Source organism: Flavobacterium microcysteis (assembly GCF_006385255.1).
Taxonomy (GTDB): domain Bacteria; phylum Bacteroidota; class Bacteroidia; order Flavobacteriales; family Flavobacteriaceae; genus Flavobacterium; species Flavobacterium microcysteis.
In genome coordinates this window covers 125,376-145,303 of record NZ_VFJE01000054.1, presented here as the reverse complement: position 1 = coordinate 145,303, position 19,928 = coordinate 125,376, and the positions used below count along the sequence as shown (strand labels likewise).

The window sequence follows — 19,928 nt, the reverse complement described above, 5'->3', positions numbered from 1 at the left end:
GCAGTATGAAAGTGTCGTTGAAAAAAATAGGAGTTAAAGTCCTCAAAATAACCGGAGTAACTATTGTAAGTATACTGCTGCTGATGTTTCTTTTGCCCATGATTTTTCCGGGGAAGATTGCAGAACAGGTAAAAGCATTTGCTAATAAAAAACTGGACGGTGAATTGAGCTTTACAGAATCAAACCTGTCTTTTTTTAAGCACTTTCCTTCATTGACAGTAACGTTGAACGATTTTGCATTGAAAGGTTCAGCTCCTTATAGAAATGATACACTCGTAGCAGCAAAAGATGTATCGTTTGGTATCAACCTAAAAAACCTGATTTTTGATGGAAACATAAATATTGATGAAATATATGTTTCTAAAGGTCTTATCAATGTCAAGGTAAATGAAATAGGACAAGCCAATTACAACGTATATATTTCAGATAAAGAAGAAACTCCAAAAGATACCACAGGAGCGTCCATTCGTCTTGAAAGAATCGATATCAGGAACGTAGCGCTTAAATACCAGGACATTTCTGCAAAGGTAAATCTCGAAGCCAGAGGTTTTAACTATCTGGGAAAAGGGAATCTTGACCAATCGATTTTTGACCTTTATACCGAAGCAAAAATTGAATCGCTGGATTTTGCGTTTGATGGGGAAAAATATCTGGAAAACAAAAAAATTGATGCTGATCTTATTACCAAAATCAATACCAACTCATTGTCGTTTGTCTTTCAGCAAAATGACCTGCGTATCAATAAACTGCCAGTAAGTTTTATCGGAAAGATGAACTTCCTGAAAGACGGGTATGATATTGATATAAAAATTGAATCCAAAGACAGCAAGTTGAACGATCTTTTTACAGCATTGCCACCTAAATATGTGACCTGGCTGGAAAAAACAAAAGTAAAAGGACAAACAGACCTCTTGCTTACCTTCAAAGGAAATTATAATGCATCACTCAATAGAAAACCTGATCTGGCATTTGGAATGAACATCAGAGAAGGTAATATTTCTTATAAAGATGCACCGTTTGAAACCTCAAATATTTCCTTGAAGTTTTATACCAAATTACCATCCTTAGAAACAGAAGAACTCGAGGTAAAATTAGATACGTTACATTTTAATGTTGGAAACGATTACCTGAGCGCTAAAATAAATTCAAAAGGTTTAAAAAACATTGACCTGACAGCCAATATAAAATCAAAACTGGATTTGGGCAAAGCAATGGGCGCTATGGGAATCAGCAATCTGGAACTGAAAGGAGTGCTTTTGGCCGACATCAATTCAAAAGGACAATACAATGCTGAGAAAAGACTTTTCCCGGTTACAGATGGAACAATTAATCTTCAGAACGGTTTCCTTAAAACAGAATATTACCCAAATCCAATCACGGATATTAAGTTTGTAGCTGCTGTCAAAAACACAACAGGACAATACAAAGACCTTAAAATCAATGTGACTCCGGCTTCTTTCGTATTTGAGCAAAATCCGATTTATGTAAAAGCAATCCTGTCTGATTTTGATGATGTCAATTATGATGTAGAAGCAAAAGGATCACTTGATATTGCAAAAATCTACAAGGTATTCAGACAAGAAGGTATTGATATTAGAGGTTATGCGAAAGCAGACCTGTCCTTGAAAGGAAAACAGAGCTATGCTACGACCGGACAATACAGTAAGCTAAACAACAAAGGCAGTTTGCTGCTACGTGATATAAAAGCAACTTGGGAGTTTTTTCCTAAACCGTTTTTTATTCAGGAAGGACTTTTTACTTTTCATCAGGACAAGCTGAATTTTGATAAGTTCAGTGCCAATTATGGGAAATCTGATTTTGCCATGAAAGGCCGTCTTGAAAACGCTATCAATTTCTTTTTTGAGAAAAATGCCATACTCAAAGGACATTTTGAGGTCAACTCAGGATACATTGCTGCCGATGAATTTATGGCTCAGGAACCGGTTGCTGAAAAAGGAAAAGAAGCTGAGAAAAAATCAACTCCGGAAACTAAAACTGCAGAAGCCACAGGAGTAATTCTGTTGCCGGAAAACCTAAGAGTATCGTTGTTAGCAAATGTGAAAAAGCTGGAATATGACGGACTTGTTTTGGATAATGTTACCGGAAGTACTTCTTTAGACAGAGGAAAGCTGCTTTTCCAAAAAATAGGTTTCGGAATTATTGGATGCAGAGTTGGAATTAATGGTTTTTACGACGACATTAATGCTAAAAAAGCAAACTTCGATATTCACTTCGTAGCTAAAAATTTCAATGTCAAAAAAGCATATAACGAAATAGAGATGTTCCGAAAACTGGCTTCATCAGCTGAAAAGGCAGAAGGTATTATTTCTTTGGATTATAGCGTAAAAGGCCAGTTAAATGAAGAAATGAAACCGGTTTATCCTACGTTGGTTGGAAAAGGAGTTGTTTCATTGAGCAAAGTAAAAGTTAACGGACTGAAATTGTTTAACCAGCTTAGTAGCAAAACCGATTTTGAAAGTATTGACAATCCTGATTTGAGCCAGGTAGACATCAAATCAACAATTAAAAATAATATTATAAAAATCGAGCAGACCAAGATGAAGGTAGCTCTTTTCAGATTGCGCCTGCAAGGAGAAACGAGCTTTGACGGAAAACTAAATCTTAGAATACGTGTTGGTTTGCCGCCATTTGGACTAATCGGAATCCCTGTTGTAGTAGCCGGAACACAAGACAATCCTAAAATCAAGGTATTCAGCAAGACTGGTGAGGCGATAGAAGAAACCAAACCGGAAGGTCAATAAAGGGTAATAACTTATAACAAATAACTTTGCGCCTTAGCGTCTTTGCGAACAACTATTTTCTCGCAAAGACGCTAAGGCGCAAAGCATTATAGTCAAAAAATTATAAAAGAGTCTTTTTCAATCCTTCACCTATATTTCTCCAGAAGAAATTATAGAATGATTTCTCCTGAATTCTTTCGACTTCAACTTCAGCCTCTACAACTTTTTCATCAGAATCGTTTTTTACGAATAAGTTGCCCACGGCAGAAAGCAATTTGTTCTTTTTCTTCGGATTCTTTTTCTGGTAAAGGGTGACTTTTATATCATCATATTTAATAGCAAAATCTCCTTTGGATTTTACGTCATTCCCAGTGAAATTAAAATATACTTCGTTGAGTTTTCCTTCAACAGAAGCGTTCATATAGGGTTTTGTAAAAGGCTTCAGCTTATCGGCGGGAAACTGGAATATGGTTCCTTTGATGTTAAATCCGTCTGAGGCATCCAAGACATTAAAACGCCAGTTTACTTTCATTGGCGAAACATTCATAAACTTACAATTGACGGTGATTTTTACATCAGGAAGTTTTTTATGTCCATAACCGCTATTGATATCGGTTACAAACATGTTGAACTTATTAAAAGAAAGCAATCCGGCTCCTTTTTCAAAAGTCTTTTCTTCTTCATATTCCAGAGTAGATTCCCTAATGGCAAGTGTATCCACATGAAGCGGGAATTTGATATCACGCAAAAGCTTGTTGTACAGCGGTTTTTTTGAAAGATCATCTGCTGGCATTTTCGGACGGTAAATATTAGCAAAAACCTTTTCAAAAAAGATATTGGTCGTGTTGAAATAAAAAACACTGTCTTTAAATCCCCAGTCCATATTATTTATTTTTATTTCACTGGCATTAATAGTATAAATATCTTTTTCTTTAGGAATCCTCTTGACAAATTCATGGCGGTCATATTCCGGAATCATGCGAAAATCGGCTATTTTTAAATCCGATTTATCGGTATGTATCTGTTTTGCTGTTAGATGGTAAAACTCGTTTGCACGATAATAAATACTATCACAGTCGATTTCGAAATTTTTATAAGTAAAAGGGATTTTTTCTTTTAATGTAGCATCGTCAAGCATAATACCGTCAAGCTGCATAGACAGATTGTGGACAATCAACGACGCTTTATTATCGGTCGTTGAAATGATCTGAAGGCTGGAATTTAAAAGATAAATATCCGATACGGAAATCGTATTTTTGAACGGGGCAACCACTTTGTCCCGAATACTATTGGGATTGTTTAACGCCTTGTCGTTGTCTTTAAAAAGGATAATTTCAGGCTTGTTGATGATAATCTTGTCTGCAACAATTTTTTTGCCAAACAAAATCGACCAGGCGCTGATTCCTTCTACTTTTATGCTTTGTATGGTGGTGTAGATCCCGGCCTTGACATCGGTTTTCTTTAAAGACGATTTTGGAACGATAGTAATTTCCTTAGCGGTGGCATTTCCGTCAAATAAGGCAACCTCAAGAGTTTTGTAGGTAATCTGATAAGGCGAATTGTTATTTTCGTTGATAATAACTGGCAATTGCTTTCGTATCCAATAGTTCAGGCCAATGTTCAAAATCAAGGCCAGGACTATAAGAATCCCAATTCCAATCAATGTCTTTTTCCACCAAACCATAGGGTTTTCTTTCTGTTCTGCACTTAAATATAAAAATAAAAAAGCGGGTTCAGAAACCTCAAATGATTTATTATAAGAAAATTATGATTTGTTTAAAAACTATCCACTACCAACTATAAACTATACACTAACTGAACCATAAATCTCTTTTCAGAAAACTCATTCTTCGTCTTAAAAGATTGATCCTTATCTTGATTATTGGTAAAAAGCAGGTTGTTTGCTTTTCCGGAACTAAAATGAACGGCAACAGAAAACTGTTTTGAAATAGCATACTGTACTTCGGCCAAATATCCTATTTGGAAAGCCTCAGCTCTAAATGTTTGCGTTTCATCTAAGGTTCGAGGCAATCTTCCTGATGAGCCTAAAAATTGCGATTTATAGCTGCTTGTGCTAACAAACCCGCCAATGGAAGGCATAAACTTATTTATTCTATAATAAAATTGAATTGGGATTTGCAGTTGGAAATGTTTGCTTTCAATAGACTGGAATAATTTAGGTTCGTTGTTTTTTGTGAAATAATAACCATTGAGTTCACTGCTCTTTTTGGAGGCATTAAACGAAAACGGACTTGTCCAATATAGGGCATCTATCCCAATTCCTACAGAAAAATCAGAACTGAATAGTTCCTTTCGTGTCCAAATTCCCAATCCTAACCCGACGGGATTGGGAGCATCGACCTTTTTAAACAGGCTATTGCTGGCTAAACCGAGATGCAGTTTGCCACCAAAAAACCAGCTTTGTTTTTTGTCCTTATCAATCCTTTTTTTATCAGTAATAAGAACAAGTGTATCCACTGGAATTTGGGTTTTTTTTCCGTTCTGAGACAGTTCTAATTTGTCTTTTTTGTTGTTTTCTGAAGTAAAAACTGCCTTGTCTATTTTGATCAGAGGCTTTTCAATAAAGACGGTATCGTAAACGATAACTTCTTCATAAACATAAATCGTATCTACCTTTTTTTCTTGAGAAAAGGCAAATGTATAAATGAATAAAAAAGGGATTAAGATTTTATTCTGAAACATAAATAGTGTCTTTTTTTACGATTTGCCTTTTGATGATCACTACTTTCTGAGGTTCATTTTTTACAGAATCTTTCTGTGAAATAGTAGTTGCTACTTCTGTAATCTTTTGAGTATTGTTTTTTGAAAGAGTTGTTTTTTCTTGTGTTAAAGGGAGTTTATCGATGTCTTTTGACTCAATTGTATAATCTTCATTTTTTGCCGTATCTTCCACGTTTACTATCAATTGATTAGTAGGAGTAGTGTTGGCAGATTCGAAATTTAGTTTGGGATGGTTTTTTTGCGGAACATCTTTTACATCAAAGTTGTAGGCATAAAAAGCAATTCCTATTAAACTTAAGAAACAAATACCTAGAGTTATAAATTTAGGCATAGGATTAATCTTAACCAGGCCAATAAATTGACTGGGAATGATTGCTTTATTTGAAGCAGATTCAAAGGATTGTAATGGTTTTATTTCGAAATCCTGAAACTGTTTTTTGCAAAAATTAGCAAACATTTGATTTCCAAAACCTAAAAAAAGCAAGAGCGCAATGCGGCGTTTCTTTTTCTCATCTACTGGTTTTTCTTTTATTCTTTCCAATAGAAAAAGCTGAATTGCCTTTCTGGCTCGTGATAAATGCGATTTTGAAGTACCTGCCGATATATGAAGTATCTTGCTGATTTCGCTATGTGAAAACTGATCAATAACATACATATTAAAAACGGACTTATGGTGTTCTGGCAGGCGGTCTATAGCTTCTAATATGTCGTCTCTTTCTAAATCGGCAGACAGAAGTATGCTTTTAGCGTCTATTTCGATAGTATTCATAACTGTATTTGAATCAACAATTTCATGATCCTGATGCGTTGAAAAGTTTATTTTTTTTACTTCTTTTAAATGATGGATAGCCATGTTTATAACAATCCTGCTCAACCAACCCTGTAAGGCACTTTTATCTTTTAGGGTATCTTCTTTTTGGATGGCCACAATAAAAGAATCCTGGACGATATCTTCGGCTGTAGCAACATCCTTTATATATCTGCGACAAATCCCCAAGAGTTTTGGGGATGTCTTTGTATAAATATCATTCCAGTTAATGCTATTCATAATTTAGTTTTGAACTACAAAAAGCGATAAAAATGTGCCTTGAGAATCTGGTATTTGTGCTGCCTCAACTCCATTTACAGTCAGGTAGCTAATATAGCTATCAATCCCTACCTGAGTCACTTTATAGGTATTGTTGTTTAGAATTTTAAAATCCATAATTCCGCCCAATTGAGGTTGTCCTGCATCAAACATAACCCCGTTTTTATAAATGCTCGCTACATCTGTAAGATACAGATTGTTACTTTCAAAATACATTGATGAAATGGCAGCTACAGCTGGAAAAGTAGTTTCTGTACCAGTAGTAATGTTTTTATAATAGCCACCAAAGTTTGCCGTTCCGTAGGCATATACTTCGTTATTGTTTTTAGCTAAGCCAGTTATTGTAGCAAATGGAATTTCGGTAAAAACATTGTTTGTATAATAACCATTTAAGGTTAAAGCACCAGTGCTAGAAGCGGCTATATAAACAGTATTGTTTACTGCTTTTATTTTAGGATAGTTCTGAACGTAAGCACCATAATCACGAACTACTGTCTTGACGCCATTTTTCCAATAAGCAAGGCTGTAATCCTCAAAAGTGATAATCCTTCTCTTAGTATAGCCAACAAAATAGACGTCGCTGCCAACTACTTCAAAATCAGTTATAGTCATGACCTCCTCGTCTGCTGTGCTGAGACTAGTTTTTAAATTAGTCAATACACCATTTTTCCAAAACATTGGGAAAACTTCTAAAGTAGTTGTACCAGCGCCCATACCAAGAACATATACATCATTGTTTACTACTGTAATTTTGTTAGCTATAGGAGCCGTTATTCCTCCTGATTCCAATAATACAGGTTGATTGTTTTTCCAATAACAAGCCTGGTTGTCTTTCTGGCCTGCCACATAAACATCTACAGAGTTGTTAGTTGGTACATTTGTTGAATTTGAATCTGTAACCGAATCCTCACTACAAGAAATTTGTAACAAGCCAGTACATAGAGTCAGAATAAGTAAAATCTTTTTCATAAGTAAAAATAAATTGGAGTTAATATACTTTAATTTTATGATAAGAGTGAAAAATTTGAAATGGTTGCAGTAAAAAAGTAAAATAAATGCAGAAAGGATAAAATTGTTGCTTGTGATGTGGTTGCTAAGGTTTTGGTAACAGCTTAACTACCTATATAAAATGGCTTTTGAGGTTAGTAAGTATTTCTAAAATTAGATTGTCGAATTTTAGCGCTGATTATATTTGTTATCTCAGTGCCTAATTTTGTTGCGTCTTCTTTATATAAATTATCCATCTGAAATTTTAGAATAGTTATTTCTTTGTTTAAGTACTGCAAATAATGGGTAACAACAATAAAGTCCGAACCTATCGTTCCAACTCTCCTAATTTTAATTACTTCAGTTTTCATTTTTATTTTCATTTCTTCGCTTAAAGGAATTGTTGTCCATTTTAGATTATGTCGAAATGAGATACTGTTTTCAGTGATTTTTACTTTATCGGAAATTTGTCGAATGATTATCAAAAGTGATAAGGCAAACAATGAAAGTCCAATCACAACTCCTAACAATTTTGATGTTAAGTCTGATGTTTTAATGAAGGATACAACAACCAAAAATCCACCGCCGCCCGCAAAAAATAACACTCCCCAAATTGATTTATCATTCCACCTGAATTTGTGACTTATGTCCACAGTTCTATTGTTGTCTAAAATTTTTAAACTGGCTTGGTTTGCAATTTTTGTAATGTTATTATCGATCATTATCAATTATTTGTGGTACCTCCAGGAATCGAACCAGTGACACATGAAATTTTACAGTATTTAAAAAGATGATTTTTTAGGCTAGTAAGCCATAGACTTATCATGAAATTCAGGACAATCAATGCGGATGTCCCTATCTTCTAATTTCATCACGAGCAAGTCGCAAAAGTGTTCAGAGCCCACTTGAGAATAATATTTGCAGTTATAGCAAGTCCTCTGGACATCAATAATGTTCAATCGGTTCAGTCCAATAATAAGATCGGAAATGTTTTTCCAGATAATTTCCTTATCATCATCACTGGCCTGGGAAATGATTTTAGTGACTGGGTTTGGAAAATCTTCCGTTTCGGCTACTATTTTCTTTCCGATTTCGGTAAGCAGGATTGTATAGCTTCTGGTATCATTCAAATCGGTTGATTTCTCAATCATTTTTTTGGCTTCCAAAATCCTAACGGCATCGCTTATGGTCGGCTTGGTGACATTAAATTCTTTAGCCAGATAACTTACTGTCGATTTTTCCTGCGTATGGTTGAGGATAAAGATAAGCAGCTGGATTTGGATCGGGCTTAGCGAATGTTCCTTGGCTTTTTCCCATAAGAGGGCCTTAAAAACGTGCGATAGTCTTTCCAGGCCTGCAACTATTTTGTTGTCAAGATTTTCGTTTTGCGTATTAAGATTAAAAATTGACATATGATATATTCAAAATAGTTTGCAATATTCGCCTCTGCCAAAATTAATTATTTTTGATAAGGTAGGGCATATAAACTTTATCAGGCAGTAAAAGATTAAAGTTTCACACCCAAAATATCGGATGTGAAACTTTGAGGTTCGATGATGAGATTGCTTAGCATCCTTCCATTTCGATTATGAAGTATCCTTTTTGTTCTACGCTGGCAACAATTTCTTCTGTTGCACTTTCGATATGGCAAAAATTACATTCTTTGGCCGTGAGATGCGAATTTTCTTCATTTTTTGATTTCAGATAGTCTTTTCCAAAAGCATAAATCGTTTCTAAGTCGGATATCTCATCAGGTGCAAGAATGTCAAAATGCATGATACTTCCATCTTTTTTGGTTACATAAGTATCCCAAACTGCTACTTTCATACGATTTCAAGTTATTTTAGGTCAGATAAAGCCGCACCAAAATTAATATGCAGTACGTTTCCTGTTGGCGTTACCAAAGCTGGAACTGATTTCAAGCCCGCTTTTTCTGCTTCTGCTAGCCTATCTTTTGCCTCGCCTAAATTGACAATCTCTAAGTTTGAATTGTCCAATAACGATAGGATTTCTTGTTCTGCTGTTACACAAACCGGACAACCTGCATGGTAAAAAATTGATTTTTTCATTTTTAAACTATTTAAGATTAATGCATTATTGCGAGAACAAAATTAGTAAGGAATCCTAACTAATAAATATAAATTAACTTTTTATTGGGAAAACGGCAGGATTAATAAAAGAGGATGAAATAAAAATAGGGAGAATTATAGCAATAAAAAAGCCTAAACATCATTTGTTTAGGCTTTCTTGTGGTACCTCCAGGAATCGAACCAGGGACACATGGATTTTCAGTCCATTGCTCTACCAACTGAGCTAAGGTACCGTTGCTAATGCGGGTGCAAATATAGAACGATTTTTAATTTATCCAAAACAAATTTTAAAAAAAATCAATTCGTAACTTCGCAAAAACAAACAAAAGGATATGCTTTTAGCAATTGATGTTGGCAATACTCGTATTAAAGGTGCTGTCTTTGAGAATGATACTATTTTGGAACAATTTATTTTTCTCAAAAAAGATTTTAAAAAAAATATTGAAAATATTTTAAAAAAATTTCAAAGTGTGGCCTTTTTGACCGTTGCTTCGGTCGGAAGTCTGGACAAAAATGATTTTTTAGGCTTTGGAGAAAGGCTGAAAGTTCATTTTATATCCCATGAAGATTCTTTTCCGTTTATTAATTTATACGAAACTCCAAAAACACTCGGTATGGACAGGATGGTGCTGGCTGCCGGTGCGGTTTTGCAATTTCCTGAGCAGAATAGGCTCGTTATTGATGCCGGAACTTGCATCACTTATGATTTTGTTGATGAGAATGACAATTATCTGGGCGGAGCGATATCGCCGGGCTTGCGTCTACGCTATGAAGCATTGCATAATTTTACGGCCAGGCTTCCGTTATTAGAGTTGGATAGCCCAAAAAGCATCATTGGAAATTCGACCAGCCAATCGATACATTCAGGAGTCGTAAATGGAGCCATTAATGAAATAGATGGTTTTATAAATGATTATAAACAGCATTATTCAAAATTTACGATAATTTTAACGGGCGGTGACGCAGAATTTTTGGCTAAACGATTAAAAAATACCATATTTGCCAATTCAAATTTCCTTTTGGAGAGCTTGAGCCATTTATTTCAATACAAAATCAAAAATGATTAAAAAAATTATAGTAAGCTTAGGTTTGCTTTTTTCATTAGCGTCTGTAGCACAAGAAGGATCAGCATCGCCATATTCGTTTTATGGAATTGGAGATGCAAGATTTAAGGGTACAACCGAAAACAGGTCGATGGGTGGCTTAACGATCCTGCCTGACAGTATCCACATGAATTTGCAGAATCCGGCAACATTTGCTTCATTAAAACTGACAAGCTTTACCGCTGGAGGTAGCTTTAGTGTAAGCAATCTAAAAACAAGTGAAGCTACGGCAAAAGCACAAAGAAGCACGATTGATTATTTGGCGGTTGCTTTTCCGGCAGGAAAACTAGGAGTTGGATTTGGTTTGATGCCTTATACATCTGTTGGGTACAAAATAAATTCAATCTCTGATGTTGAAGGACAGCCTAGCAGATCCTATAGCGGAAAAGGAGGGATGAACAAGGTGTTTTTTGGAGCAGGATATCAAATAACATCCAAATTGAGCCTGGGTGCTGATTTCAGCTATAACTTTGGAAGTATCGAAACCAAGAGCCTTCTTTCGCAAGATGTGCAATATGGTACACGAGAATTGAATGTGTCTGATCTGAGCGGTGTTTCTTTTAATACAGGATTGGTATTTGCAACAAAAATTAAGAAATATGATTTCGTTACAAGTGTGACTTATAGTCCGCAAGCTAATCTGAAATCAGAGAATGAAAGAAAGATTGCTACGTTGATAGGCAGCAGCCAATCTGAAATTGTAGTAGAGGAAAAAGAAATTGATGTGGCAGATTCTAATTTGAAGTTGCCAAGTAAGCTTGCTTTTGGAGCAGGTTTTGGAAAAAAAACACAGTGGTTTGTTGGAGCAGAGGTAACGTTTCAAGAGAGCAGTAAATTTGGAAGCAGATATGATGACATAACAAATGTCAGCTATGAAAATGCTACAAGATATAGTGTGGGAGGTTATTTTGTTCCGAATTTTGATTCTTTTACAAGCTATTGGAAAAGAGTTACGTACAGAGCCGGACTTAAATATGAGAATACCGGATTGGTTGTAGGCGATACTTCAATCAAGGACTATGGAATGACATTAGGATTGGGATTGCCAGTAGGCGGAACAATCTCAAACCTGAATATTGGCTTTGAATACGGAAGAAAAGGAACAACTCATTTGGGCCTTGTTAAAGAAACATATGCCAATATATTTTTAAGCTTATCTTTGAATGATAGATGGTTTGTAAAAAGAAAGTATGAATAAAAAAATCTTGCGTAGTATTAGGTCCGGAGCATTTATTTTTGCTATGCTGAGTTTTAATTTTGCTGCAAAAGCTCAAAATTCAGAATGTAAAAACAAGCTAGTCGCATTTGAAGAATTCATTCGCGAAAACAGTTATGACCAGACAATTTACAACCGCTGGAAAGAATTAAAACAACAATGCCCAACAGAAAGTGAAACCATTTATCTGTTAGGCGAAAAAATACTTAGTCAGAAAGTTGACCAGGCCAATACCACAGAAGAAAAGAGCCCGCTGATTACGGAACTTTTGAATCTGTATGATGAGCACGATAAGGTTTTTCCAAATAATAAAAAGGGAAACAGGATTAATAAAGCGCTTCTGCTTTATGGCAACAAGGCTGGAGACTCCCGTGAAATTTTTGTCTTCCTGGATAAAGCCTTTCAATTAGACAATTCTGAGTTTACCAATCCTGAAGTTCTGAATATTTATTCAGAATTGTTGATGTCTCAATACGAGAAAAAAGAAATAGAACTTACTTTAGATCAGTTTTTAACCAAACTGGATCAGATTGCCGAAAAAGTACAATCGGAATTAAAAAAATTAAATCAGGTCAAAGACAATCTGACGTTGAAATCACAGACAGAAAAATTGACAGTAGCAGAGCAGAATAGCTTGCAACAGTCAAAATTAAGTGTTAGTGAATTGACTATTGTTACAGAAAATGTAAATGCTAGAATAGATAAGTTAACCAATTGTGAGGTGTTGCTTGCATTCTACCAGAAAAATTTCGACAAAAATTCTGAAAACGCATTATGGCTCGAAAGAGCTTCAGACCGTTTGGATGCTAAGAAATGCAAATCGGATTTCTTTATCAAAGTTTCTGAAAAACTATATGCTTTGAGTCCTACGGCAAAATCGGCCTATACAATGGGAATCATTGCCAGAGGTGAAAAGAACAGACTACAGTCAATTGAATATTTTACAAAATCGGCAGAATTACAGACTGATGTAAACAAAAAAGCGGAGCTGTACTATTTGATAGCGACTACTTATGGCTATCCTGAAAAAGAAAAAGCAAGAGAATTTGCTAAAAAAGCATTGGAAGTAAAGCCGAATTTTGGGAAGTCATACATTTTTATTTCCCAGCTTTATGTCAATAGCACAAGAGATTGCGCAGCCGACAATGCTTTTGAGAATAAGGCACTCTATTGGCTTGCGGCAGAAACGGCTAAAAAAGCAGGAGCTGTTGATCCAACAATGAAAAAAACGGCCGACGAACTTTTTGCTAATTATACAAAACAAGCACCATCCAAACAGGAGATTTCTATGGCCAAACGAAAGGCTGGAGAGCAAATTTCGTTTAAATGCTGGATTGGTGAATCGGTAAGCATTCCAAAATTATAATATGATTTCTACGAGCAAGATACTATTCCCTGCCGTTTTTATTGTACTGGCTGGCTTTTTGTTTTCCTGTGAAAGCAATTTCAAGGATGTCCAGAAAATCAATGTTTCTACCTATGCCCCAATCGGTGAGGCAGATACCATCAATTTGAAATATACCGATTCAGGAAAAATAAAAGCCATATTGGTCAGTCCTAAAATGTTGGATTTTTCCAATGCAGCATTCCCTTATACCGAATTTCCTAAAGGAATCGATGTGACGCTGTATGACAATGGTGGGAAAAAGAGTTTTGTTCGTTCAGATTATGCTATAACCTACAAAGGAACCGATATTATAGACTTGCAAGGAAATGTGAAGATTACATCCGAAGATGGCAAGATTCTCGAAACTACCCAGCTGTATTATGACCAAAAAAGAGAATGGTTCTTTACCGAGAAAAAATGCAAGCTTACGTTAGGGCCTGGCAATGAATTCTATACAAAAGGATTTGATGCAAGCCGTGATTTCAAAGATATCAACGGGCAGGTGTTCTTTGGCGAAGGACAAGCAAACGATTTTTAAATTTCAAATTAATTATAATGGTTTACCTAAAATACATCCAGTATTTCTATCTTGTTGCAGCAATCCTTTTTGCAGTCGATGGTTTTGTGCAGCTTAATGCTTCTGAAAGAAATCCTTGGCTAAGTTTTTTCTTTGCAGGAATTGCACTTTTCATGTTTTTCTTCCGTAGGAGATTTGCAAAGAAATATGAAAACCCAAATAAAAACAAATAATAGCAGTTTCCTTATTTTCTTGGCTTTTTGCGGATCTTTTACAAGTCATTCAAAAAAAACTTCATCTTTATCAGAAAATATAGGTTTACTCCTTTTATTATTAAATAGATAATTGTATTTTCGCCCTCTGAATTTAAAAATTAACAATAAAAAATGGCAGTTTTATCAAAAATTAGACAACGATCATTACTTCTTATATTTGTTATTGGTTTTTGTTTATTAGCATTTGTTGTTGGTGACCTTATCAACAGTGGTGGTTTCAAACAAACATCAAAATACGTTGGAAGTATCAACGGAGAAGACATTTCATTTGAAGATTTTAGAAGTAAAGTCGATGGAGTTGAAAAAGGCGGTCAAGGAATGTCCTCGTCTCAGGCAGCAAATCAGGTTTGGGAGCAGGAAGTTTCTATAGCTTTGCTAACAGAACAATTTGAGAAATTAGGAATCAGAGTAGGTGAGAGCCAAATTTTGGATGTGCTTAAGCAAAGCCAGGATATTGGTCAAAATCCTCAATTCCAAAATGCAGCTGGCCAGTTTGATTATCAAAAATTCAAAGAATTTTTCCAATCTAATCCAGAATTAGCTCCTCAATTACAGCAAAGAGAAACTCAAGCGGCTCTTTCTGCTAAATATCAAATCTACAGCACTATGCTAAAAGCAGGTTTGGGAACTACTGAGGCTGAAGGAAAATTACAATATGAGATGGAAACTGACAAAGTAACTTTTGACTATGTTGCTTTCCCATTCTCTAACATAAAAGATAGTGATGTTACAGTTTCTAACGACGAAATTGTGGCTTACATGAGAAAGAACGAGAAAAAATTCAAAGCTGATGAAAGTCGTGAATTGCAATTTGTTATAATTGAAGACAAGCCATCTAAAGAAGACGAAGAGGAGGTAAAGAAAAACATCACAGCTTTGCTTTCTCCTAGAGTTGTTTTTAATGAAACTACTGGTAAAAACGATACTGTTAAAGGTTTCAGAGACATCACAAACAACCAGGAATTTGTTGATGCTAATTCAGATGTTAAATTCGATTCAACTTATGTAACTAAAAATAACCTGCCTGCACAATATGCAGAACAGTTATATAACTTGCCAACAGGAGAAGTTTATGGTCCATACATCTTTAACGGATACTATGCAATTAGCAAATCGTTAGGTAAAAAAGCTGGGTCTAGCGCTAAAGCAAGCCACATCTTGGTTAGCTATGCTGGAAGCAAAATTCCTAACCCTGCAATTACAAGAACAAAAGAAGAGGCTAAAGCAAAAGCGGATGACTTATTAAAGCAAATCCAGGCAAATCCAGCTCTTTTGGAATCATTGGTTGCAACAAATTCTGATGATCAAGGTTCTGTTCAAAATAGAGGAGAATATGATAACATCGTTCCTGGACAAATGGTAAAACCTTTCAACGATTTCATATTCAATAGCCCAATCGGAAAAATTGGTCTTGTTGAAACAGAATTCGGTTACCACATTATTAAAGTAATTGATAAGCGTGATGCCATCCGTTTAGCAACTATCGCACAAAGAATTGAAGCATCTGAAGCAACTAGCGATGATATTTTCAAAAAAGCAACCAAGATCGAAATGGAAGCTAAAGACAAAGATTTTGCTGCAGTAGTTAAACCTCTTGGATTGACAGTAGCATCTGCTAATGTAAAAGCTCTTGACGAAAACTTTGGAAGTCTTACGAACCAAAGACAAGTAGTAAGATGGGCTTACGATAAGAAAACTTCTGAAAGCGATGTGAAGCGTTTCAATGTTCCAAACGGAAACTTGATCGTAAAACTTAAAAAAGTAAATGAAGAAGGATTAATGCCTATTTCTGATGCAAAAGCAATTGTTGAGCCAATCTTAAAAAATCAGAAAAAGACTGAAAAGATAAAACAAATCATGAAAGGAGCTACTTTGGAAGAAGCAGCTAAGGCAGCTAACGTTTCTGTTGTTACTGCTACTGATTTGACGCTTCAAAGTCCAAACCTATTAGGTTTCGGTTCTGAGCCTAAAGTTGTAGGTACTGCTTTTGCAACTGCACCAAACAAAGTTTCTGAATTGATCGAAGGAAGAGCTGGAGTTTTCAAATTGAAAACAAAGAGCGTAGCTAAGGCACCAGCAATTAAAAACTACGATGCTTACACTGCAAGACTTAAAGCAATGAGTGGAGCTTCAATGGGAAGAATTATTCCTGCATTAAAAGATAAAGCTAAAATCGAAGACAACCGATTAGATTTCGGATTCTAGTACAAGATTTAGAAGAATAAAAAAATCCCGACTGTTAAGTCGGGATTTTTTATTTTAGAATCATTTCTTCATAAGTAAGAATGGTTGGAAATCCTTTCTCTTTGAAATACTCTGATGGGTCGTTTTTTGACAGGACCAATACAAAATCACCTCCCCAAGCACCAAGGCTTTTTACTACGCCTTTAAAGTCGCTAAAATAGGTTTCCTGTATGGTTTGCATTTCCAGAACATCACTCATGATCATTTCATGCTTTTCAATCAAATAGGCAAATGTTTTTAAGTCTTCGGCTATAAGAAGAGATTCGGTAATCTGATTTATTTTTTTGGAGGCCTCGCCAATGTTATTCTGTTTGTTATAATAGGACGCAATCGCTGCTTTGCTGCTTTGTTTCTTGTTTAGGTATACGAAATACATGTTAGAAGCAAAAGGCGGATTAAAAACGGTTTTTTCAATCCTTGGTTTCCCATCTTCCAGCCAATACAAAATAGGAGTGTCTTTTTGGGCACAGGCAATATCATAACCGCTTCCCCCAAAACTTCTGCGAAGCAATTCAAAAGCATCGATATCGAGCCATTGGGCAATATTATTAATCAAAGTCGAAGAAGTACCAAGTCCCCAAAGTTTAGGAAAGGTAAGTTCGGTTGAAATAGTATAGCCTTCAGAGTCGCCAATAAATTTTGGATTTAAAACATAAGCCTCGTGCAGGATTTCAACCAATGTTGTCTTTATCTTGTCAGCGCCAAAAGATTCTTTATTAATAATGCTTTCAAAAGAGATGCTGTCTTCAAACCAGATGCTTCCATCTTTATCAAAGCTTTTCCAATCCATCTGATTGTTTTTGCCCTTTTCGATAATAAGATTCTGTCCAAATTTTGTTGGTAGTGCTAAAGCCTTAGCACCATCCAATACAACATATTCAGCAGTAATAAGAAGTTTTCCGTTGCTATAAAATGTCTTTTTCAAGAGTATTTAGGATTTAACTTTTCTCAAATCATTTACATATTCCACGACAGCGGCATGAGAAACAGGATGGTGCTCAAAATGATTAACAATCTTAATTCTCTCTTCGTCTGTAGCTTCTAATTGGTTGATGATGTTACCAAGGTGCATTTTCATATGTCCTTCCTGTATTCCGGTTGTGGTTAGGGAACGCAATGCGGCAAAGTTCTGGGCCAATCCAACAACGGCTACAATCTGCATCAATTCTTGTGCAGAAGGTTTTTCAAGCATTTCCAAAGCCAGTTTTACCAGAGGATGCAAAGAAGTCAGTCCGCCCACGGTACCTAAAGCAAGAGGAACTTCCATCCAGAAATGGAAAATATCGTTTTCAATTTTAGCATGCGAAAGACTTTGATAGCGACCCGATTTTGAAGCATAGGCATGTACTCCGGCTTCTACGGCACGGAAATCGTTTCCGGTAGCCAAAACCACAGCGTCAATACCATTCATGATCCCTTTGTTATGGGTAACGGCACGATAGGGTTCAACTTCAGCTATCTGGACAGCCTGAACAAATTTTTCTGCAAAATCTCTCGGATTACTATTCTTTTCTTTTAAGTCGTCTACTTTACAGGAAACTTCTACACGAACAAGACAGTTGGGAACATAATTCGATAAAATGCTCATTACAACCTGAATGTTTTTTTCTTCTTCAGAAAAAAGTTCAAACGATTGGGCTTCTTTTTTTAAAGTCTTGGCAAACTGTTCCAGACAAGAATTTATAAAATTGGCACCCATGGAATCTTTTGTCTCAAAAGTTGCATGAAGCTGGAAGTAATTCGGAAGCAGGTCGGTTTTGTCTTTGAGTACGATATCCAAAATTCCACCACCACGTTTTTGCATGTTTTTGGTCATGCTCTCTGTTTCTTCAAAAAAACGGGTTTTGTTTTCATTGAAAAAACGTTCCAGTTTAGCGGCATCGCCTTTGTAAAGAAAATGAACCTGACCTATTTTTTCGGTATTGATAACAGTTGCCTTAAATCCGCCTCTTTCTGACCAGAATTTTGCTGCTTTTGCTGCTGCTGCAACAACAGAGCTTTCTTCGATTGCCATTGGAACGGTATACGATTTTCCGTTGATTAGAAAATTAGGCGCAATTCCCAGAGGTAAATAAAAGTTGGTGATTGTATTTTCTATAAAATCATCGTGCAGTTTTTGAAGCTTGGCGTCAGAATTCCAGTAATTCCTAATAATAGCTGTCGCTTCTTCCGGATTCGAAAAATATTCTCCGGCAATCCAGTTTATTTTTTCCTCTTTGGATAGTTTTGAAAATCCCGAAATGGTTTTGTTCATTATCTAGCAGTTATGTCTTTAAATAGTACTGCAAAGATACTGTTTCGAACAGTTCTTTTTAACTGTTTAAAGTATGATTTTATGTAAGGTGTTTGAATTGTTCTTTGTTGTTCTTTGAAACTTGCTGCCAAAATATTTCTAATAGATTTGGGTTTGCGGCTCTGCGACTTTGCGTGAAACAGTTGCTCGCAAAGTCGCAGAGCCGCAAAGTTCATCGAGATAAATTTCTTTTAAAGGTAAATATTTTATGTCTTTTTTAATTTAATGCGAAATCGCTACGGGTCGATTATTCCTTAATAAAAGTCATCTTTTTTGCCATTTTTTTCTGCCAGCCATACGGCAGTATAGAATGACCATTTTCGACCATCTTGTTCATCTGCTCCACAATCTTGTTTTGTATGGTTTTAGGCAGGTTGTAAAAACTGGCATCAACACTAAAATTCCGTTCATCATCTAATACTCCATTCTGAATGCGGATTGCTATTTTTTGTCCTTTATAATAGGTAAGGATTTTGATTCTTCCGTCGTCATAACCATTATAGCCATTGGTTCCATAAAAAAGCATAGGCTCGATTATCCCGTCTTGGTCAAAATCTTCAACATAGACATACTTTGTCCAAAACCAGATACTTTCTTCCTGCTCTTGTTTGTAATCGTTGGTTTCAAATGTTTTGGTCAAGATGTTGTTTTCTACTTTAAAATTAAGTGCTTTTACAGCATTATTAAAATTGCCTTCTTTTGACGGATTAATTTTGTCTTCGGTCAGGACAAGATAATACTTCCCGGATTTGTCCTGATAATCGTAAACTTTCCAGATAGAAAAATTGATACCCAATTCTTTTCGTTTTTCATTGGTAAAAATCTCTTTTATTTTTTCTTCCGATAGTGTTTTGTACTTGCTATTGGGTTCGCTGTTTAAGTTAGACTGTGAAATCTCGCTGATTTTTTTGGCGAGAATCGATATGTTTTTCTGCTCGATATCTGAAAATGCGATAGCATTATTGTTGCCAGAAGGCATATACCATGAAAATTGTTTAAAATGATTGGCATATTCTTCATTAGAAAAAGTATAGCCTTTGCGGGCATAGATTTCATTTTTTAGAAGCTTTAAGGAAGAGGCTTCCAGATTAACGATACTGCTTTCTTTGATTATTTCAGACGAACATTTGGAGCAGTCTTTGAGGTTTTGTGCATTGATTGTAAGGGAAATCAGTAAAAAGAACACTAAATATTTTTTCATTTGGGAAGAGATTTGTTCAAACATAACGGTAAAATAACAATAGAA

Annotated in this window: 18 protein-coding genes and 1 tRNA gene; 7 read left to right on the top strand and 12 right to left on the bottom strand. The window is 35.6% G+C overall.

Translation table 11 applies throughout. From position 1 onward, the window contains the following. Nucleotides 1–5: 5 nt before the first annotated feature. Nucleotides 6–2,762, top strand: coding sequence for an AsmA-like C-terminal region-containing protein (locus tag FJA49_RS09615; RefSeq protein WP_140000767.1), 2,757 nt, complete (start codon nt 6–8; stop codon nt 2,760–2,762). Nucleotides 2,763–2,862: 100 nt separating this feature from the next. Here the strand turns inward: FJA49_RS09615 and FJA49_RS09610 are convergent, their stop codons facing one another. From FJA49_RS09610 to FJA49_RS09570, 9 genes are all read right to left on the bottom strand, one after another. Then, nucleotides 2,863–4,425 (bottom strand): hypothetical protein, encoded by a 1,563-nt coding sequence (locus FJA49_RS09610; protein ID WP_140000766.1) that lies wholly within the window; start codon nt 4,423–4,425, stop codon nt 2,863–2,865. Between the two features lie 113 nt (nt 4,426–4,538). After that, nucleotides 4,539–5,444, bottom strand: coding sequence for a hypothetical protein (locus FJA49_RS09605; protein ID WP_140000765.1), 906 nt, complete (start codon nt 5,442–5,444; stop codon nt 4,539–4,541). After that, nucleotides 5,431–6,531 (bottom strand): RNA polymerase sigma factor, encoded by a 1,101-nt coding sequence (locus tag FJA49_RS09600; RefSeq protein WP_140000764.1) that lies wholly within the window; start codon nt 6,529–6,531, stop codon nt 5,431–5,433. Before FJA49_RS09600 ends, FJA49_RS09605 begins: the two co-directional genes overlap by 14 nt. Before the next feature lie 3 nt (nt 6,532–6,534). Further along, entirely contained in the window at nt 6,535–7,539 is a 1,005-nt protein-coding gene (locus FJA49_RS09595; protein WP_140000763.1) for a hypothetical protein, read from the bottom strand. 173 nt (nt 7,540–7,712) lie between these two features. Continuing rightward, the gene (locus tag FJA49_RS09590; protein ID WP_140000762.1) at nt 7,713–8,279 is read right to left on the bottom strand and encodes a hypothetical protein; all 567 of its coding nucleotides are present in this window, start codon (nt 8,277–8,279) and stop codon (nt 7,713–7,715) included. A gap of 81 nt (nt 8,280–8,360) precedes the next feature. Continuing rightward, entirely contained in the window at nt 8,361–8,969 is a 609-nt protein-coding gene (locus FJA49_RS09585) for a MarR family winged helix-turn-helix transcriptional regulator (RefSeq protein ID WP_140000761.1), read from the bottom strand. 154 nt (nt 8,970–9,123) lie between these two features. After that, a complete protein-coding gene (locus tag FJA49_RS09580; RefSeq protein ID WP_140000760.1) occupies nt 9,124–9,384 on the bottom strand; it encodes a DUF2024 family protein in 261 nt (86 codons plus the stop codon). Between the two features lie 11 nt (nt 9,385–9,395). Further along, nucleotides 9,396–9,626, bottom strand: a complete 231-nt coding sequence (locus tag FJA49_RS09575; protein WP_140000759.1) for a thioredoxin domain-containing protein — start codon at nt 9,624–9,626, stop codon at nt 9,396–9,398. Nucleotides 9,627–9,807: 181 nt separating this feature from the next. Then, nucleotides 9,808–9,880 (bottom strand) — tRNA-Phe (locus FJA49_RS09570). Nucleotides 9,881–9,979: 99 nt separating this feature from the next. Between FJA49_RS09570 and FJA49_RS09565 the strand changes: the two genes are divergently transcribed. From FJA49_RS09565 to FJA49_RS09540, 6 genes are all read left to right on the top strand, one after another. Next, nucleotides 9,980–10,714 carry a type III pantothenate kinase gene (locus FJA49_RS09565; protein ID WP_140000758.1) on the top strand — a complete coding sequence of 245 codons (735 nt, stop codon included), beginning with the start codon at nt 9,980–9,982 and terminating at the stop codon, nt 10,712–10,714. Continuing rightward, a complete protein-coding gene (locus tag FJA49_RS09560) occupies nt 10,707–11,948 on the top strand; it encodes a hypothetical protein (protein ID WP_140000757.1) in 1,242 nt (413 codons plus the stop codon). The genes FJA49_RS09565 and FJA49_RS09560 overlap by 8 nt, the downstream gene beginning before the upstream one ends. Next, nucleotides 11,941–13,332: a tetratricopeptide repeat protein gene (locus tag FJA49_RS09555; protein WP_140000756.1), complete on the top strand. Its 1,392-nt coding sequence runs from the start codon at nt 11,941–11,943 to the stop codon at nt 13,330–13,332. The genes FJA49_RS09560 and FJA49_RS09555 overlap by 8 nt, the downstream gene beginning before the upstream one ends. A gap of 1 nt (nt 13,333) precedes the next feature. Beyond that, a complete protein-coding gene (gene lptC, locus FJA49_RS09550; RefSeq protein WP_140000755.1) occupies nt 13,334–13,891 on the top strand; it encodes an LPS export ABC transporter periplasmic protein LptC in 558 nt (185 codons plus the stop codon). Nucleotides 13,892–13,908: 17 nt separating this feature from the next. Further along, nucleotides 13,909–14,103 (top strand): hypothetical protein, encoded by a 195-nt coding sequence (locus FJA49_RS09545; RefSeq protein WP_140000754.1) that lies wholly within the window; start codon nt 13,909–13,911, stop codon nt 14,101–14,103. 153 nt (nt 14,104–14,256) lie between these two features. Then, complete coding sequence (locus FJA49_RS09540; protein WP_140000753.1) at nt 14,257–16,350, top strand: peptidylprolyl isomerase; 2,094 nt, start codon at nt 14,257–14,259, stop codon at nt 16,348–16,350. A gap of 49 nt (nt 16,351–16,399) precedes the next feature. On the opposite strand, the gene FJA49_RS09535 is transcribed toward FJA49_RS09540, so the two are convergent. The 3 genes from FJA49_RS09535 to FJA49_RS09525 form a co-directional block, all read right to left on the bottom strand. Continuing rightward, complete coding sequence (locus FJA49_RS09535) at nt 16,400–17,314, bottom strand: GYDIA family GHMP kinase (protein WP_140000752.1); 915 nt, start codon at nt 17,312–17,314, stop codon at nt 16,400–16,402. 6 nt (nt 17,315–17,320) lie between these two features. Beyond that, complete coding sequence (locus tag FJA49_RS09530) at nt 17,321–18,643, bottom strand: hydroxymethylglutaryl-CoA reductase, degradative (protein WP_140000751.1); 1,323 nt, start codon at nt 18,641–18,643, stop codon at nt 17,321–17,323. Nucleotides 18,644–18,929: 286 nt separating this feature from the next. Continuing rightward, on the bottom strand, nt 18,930–19,883 hold the full coding sequence (locus FJA49_RS09525; protein WP_158629476.1) for a YARHG domain-containing protein: 954 nt from the start codon (nt 19,881–19,883) through the stop codon (nt 18,930–18,932). Nucleotides 19,884–19,928 lie beyond the last annotated feature (45 nt).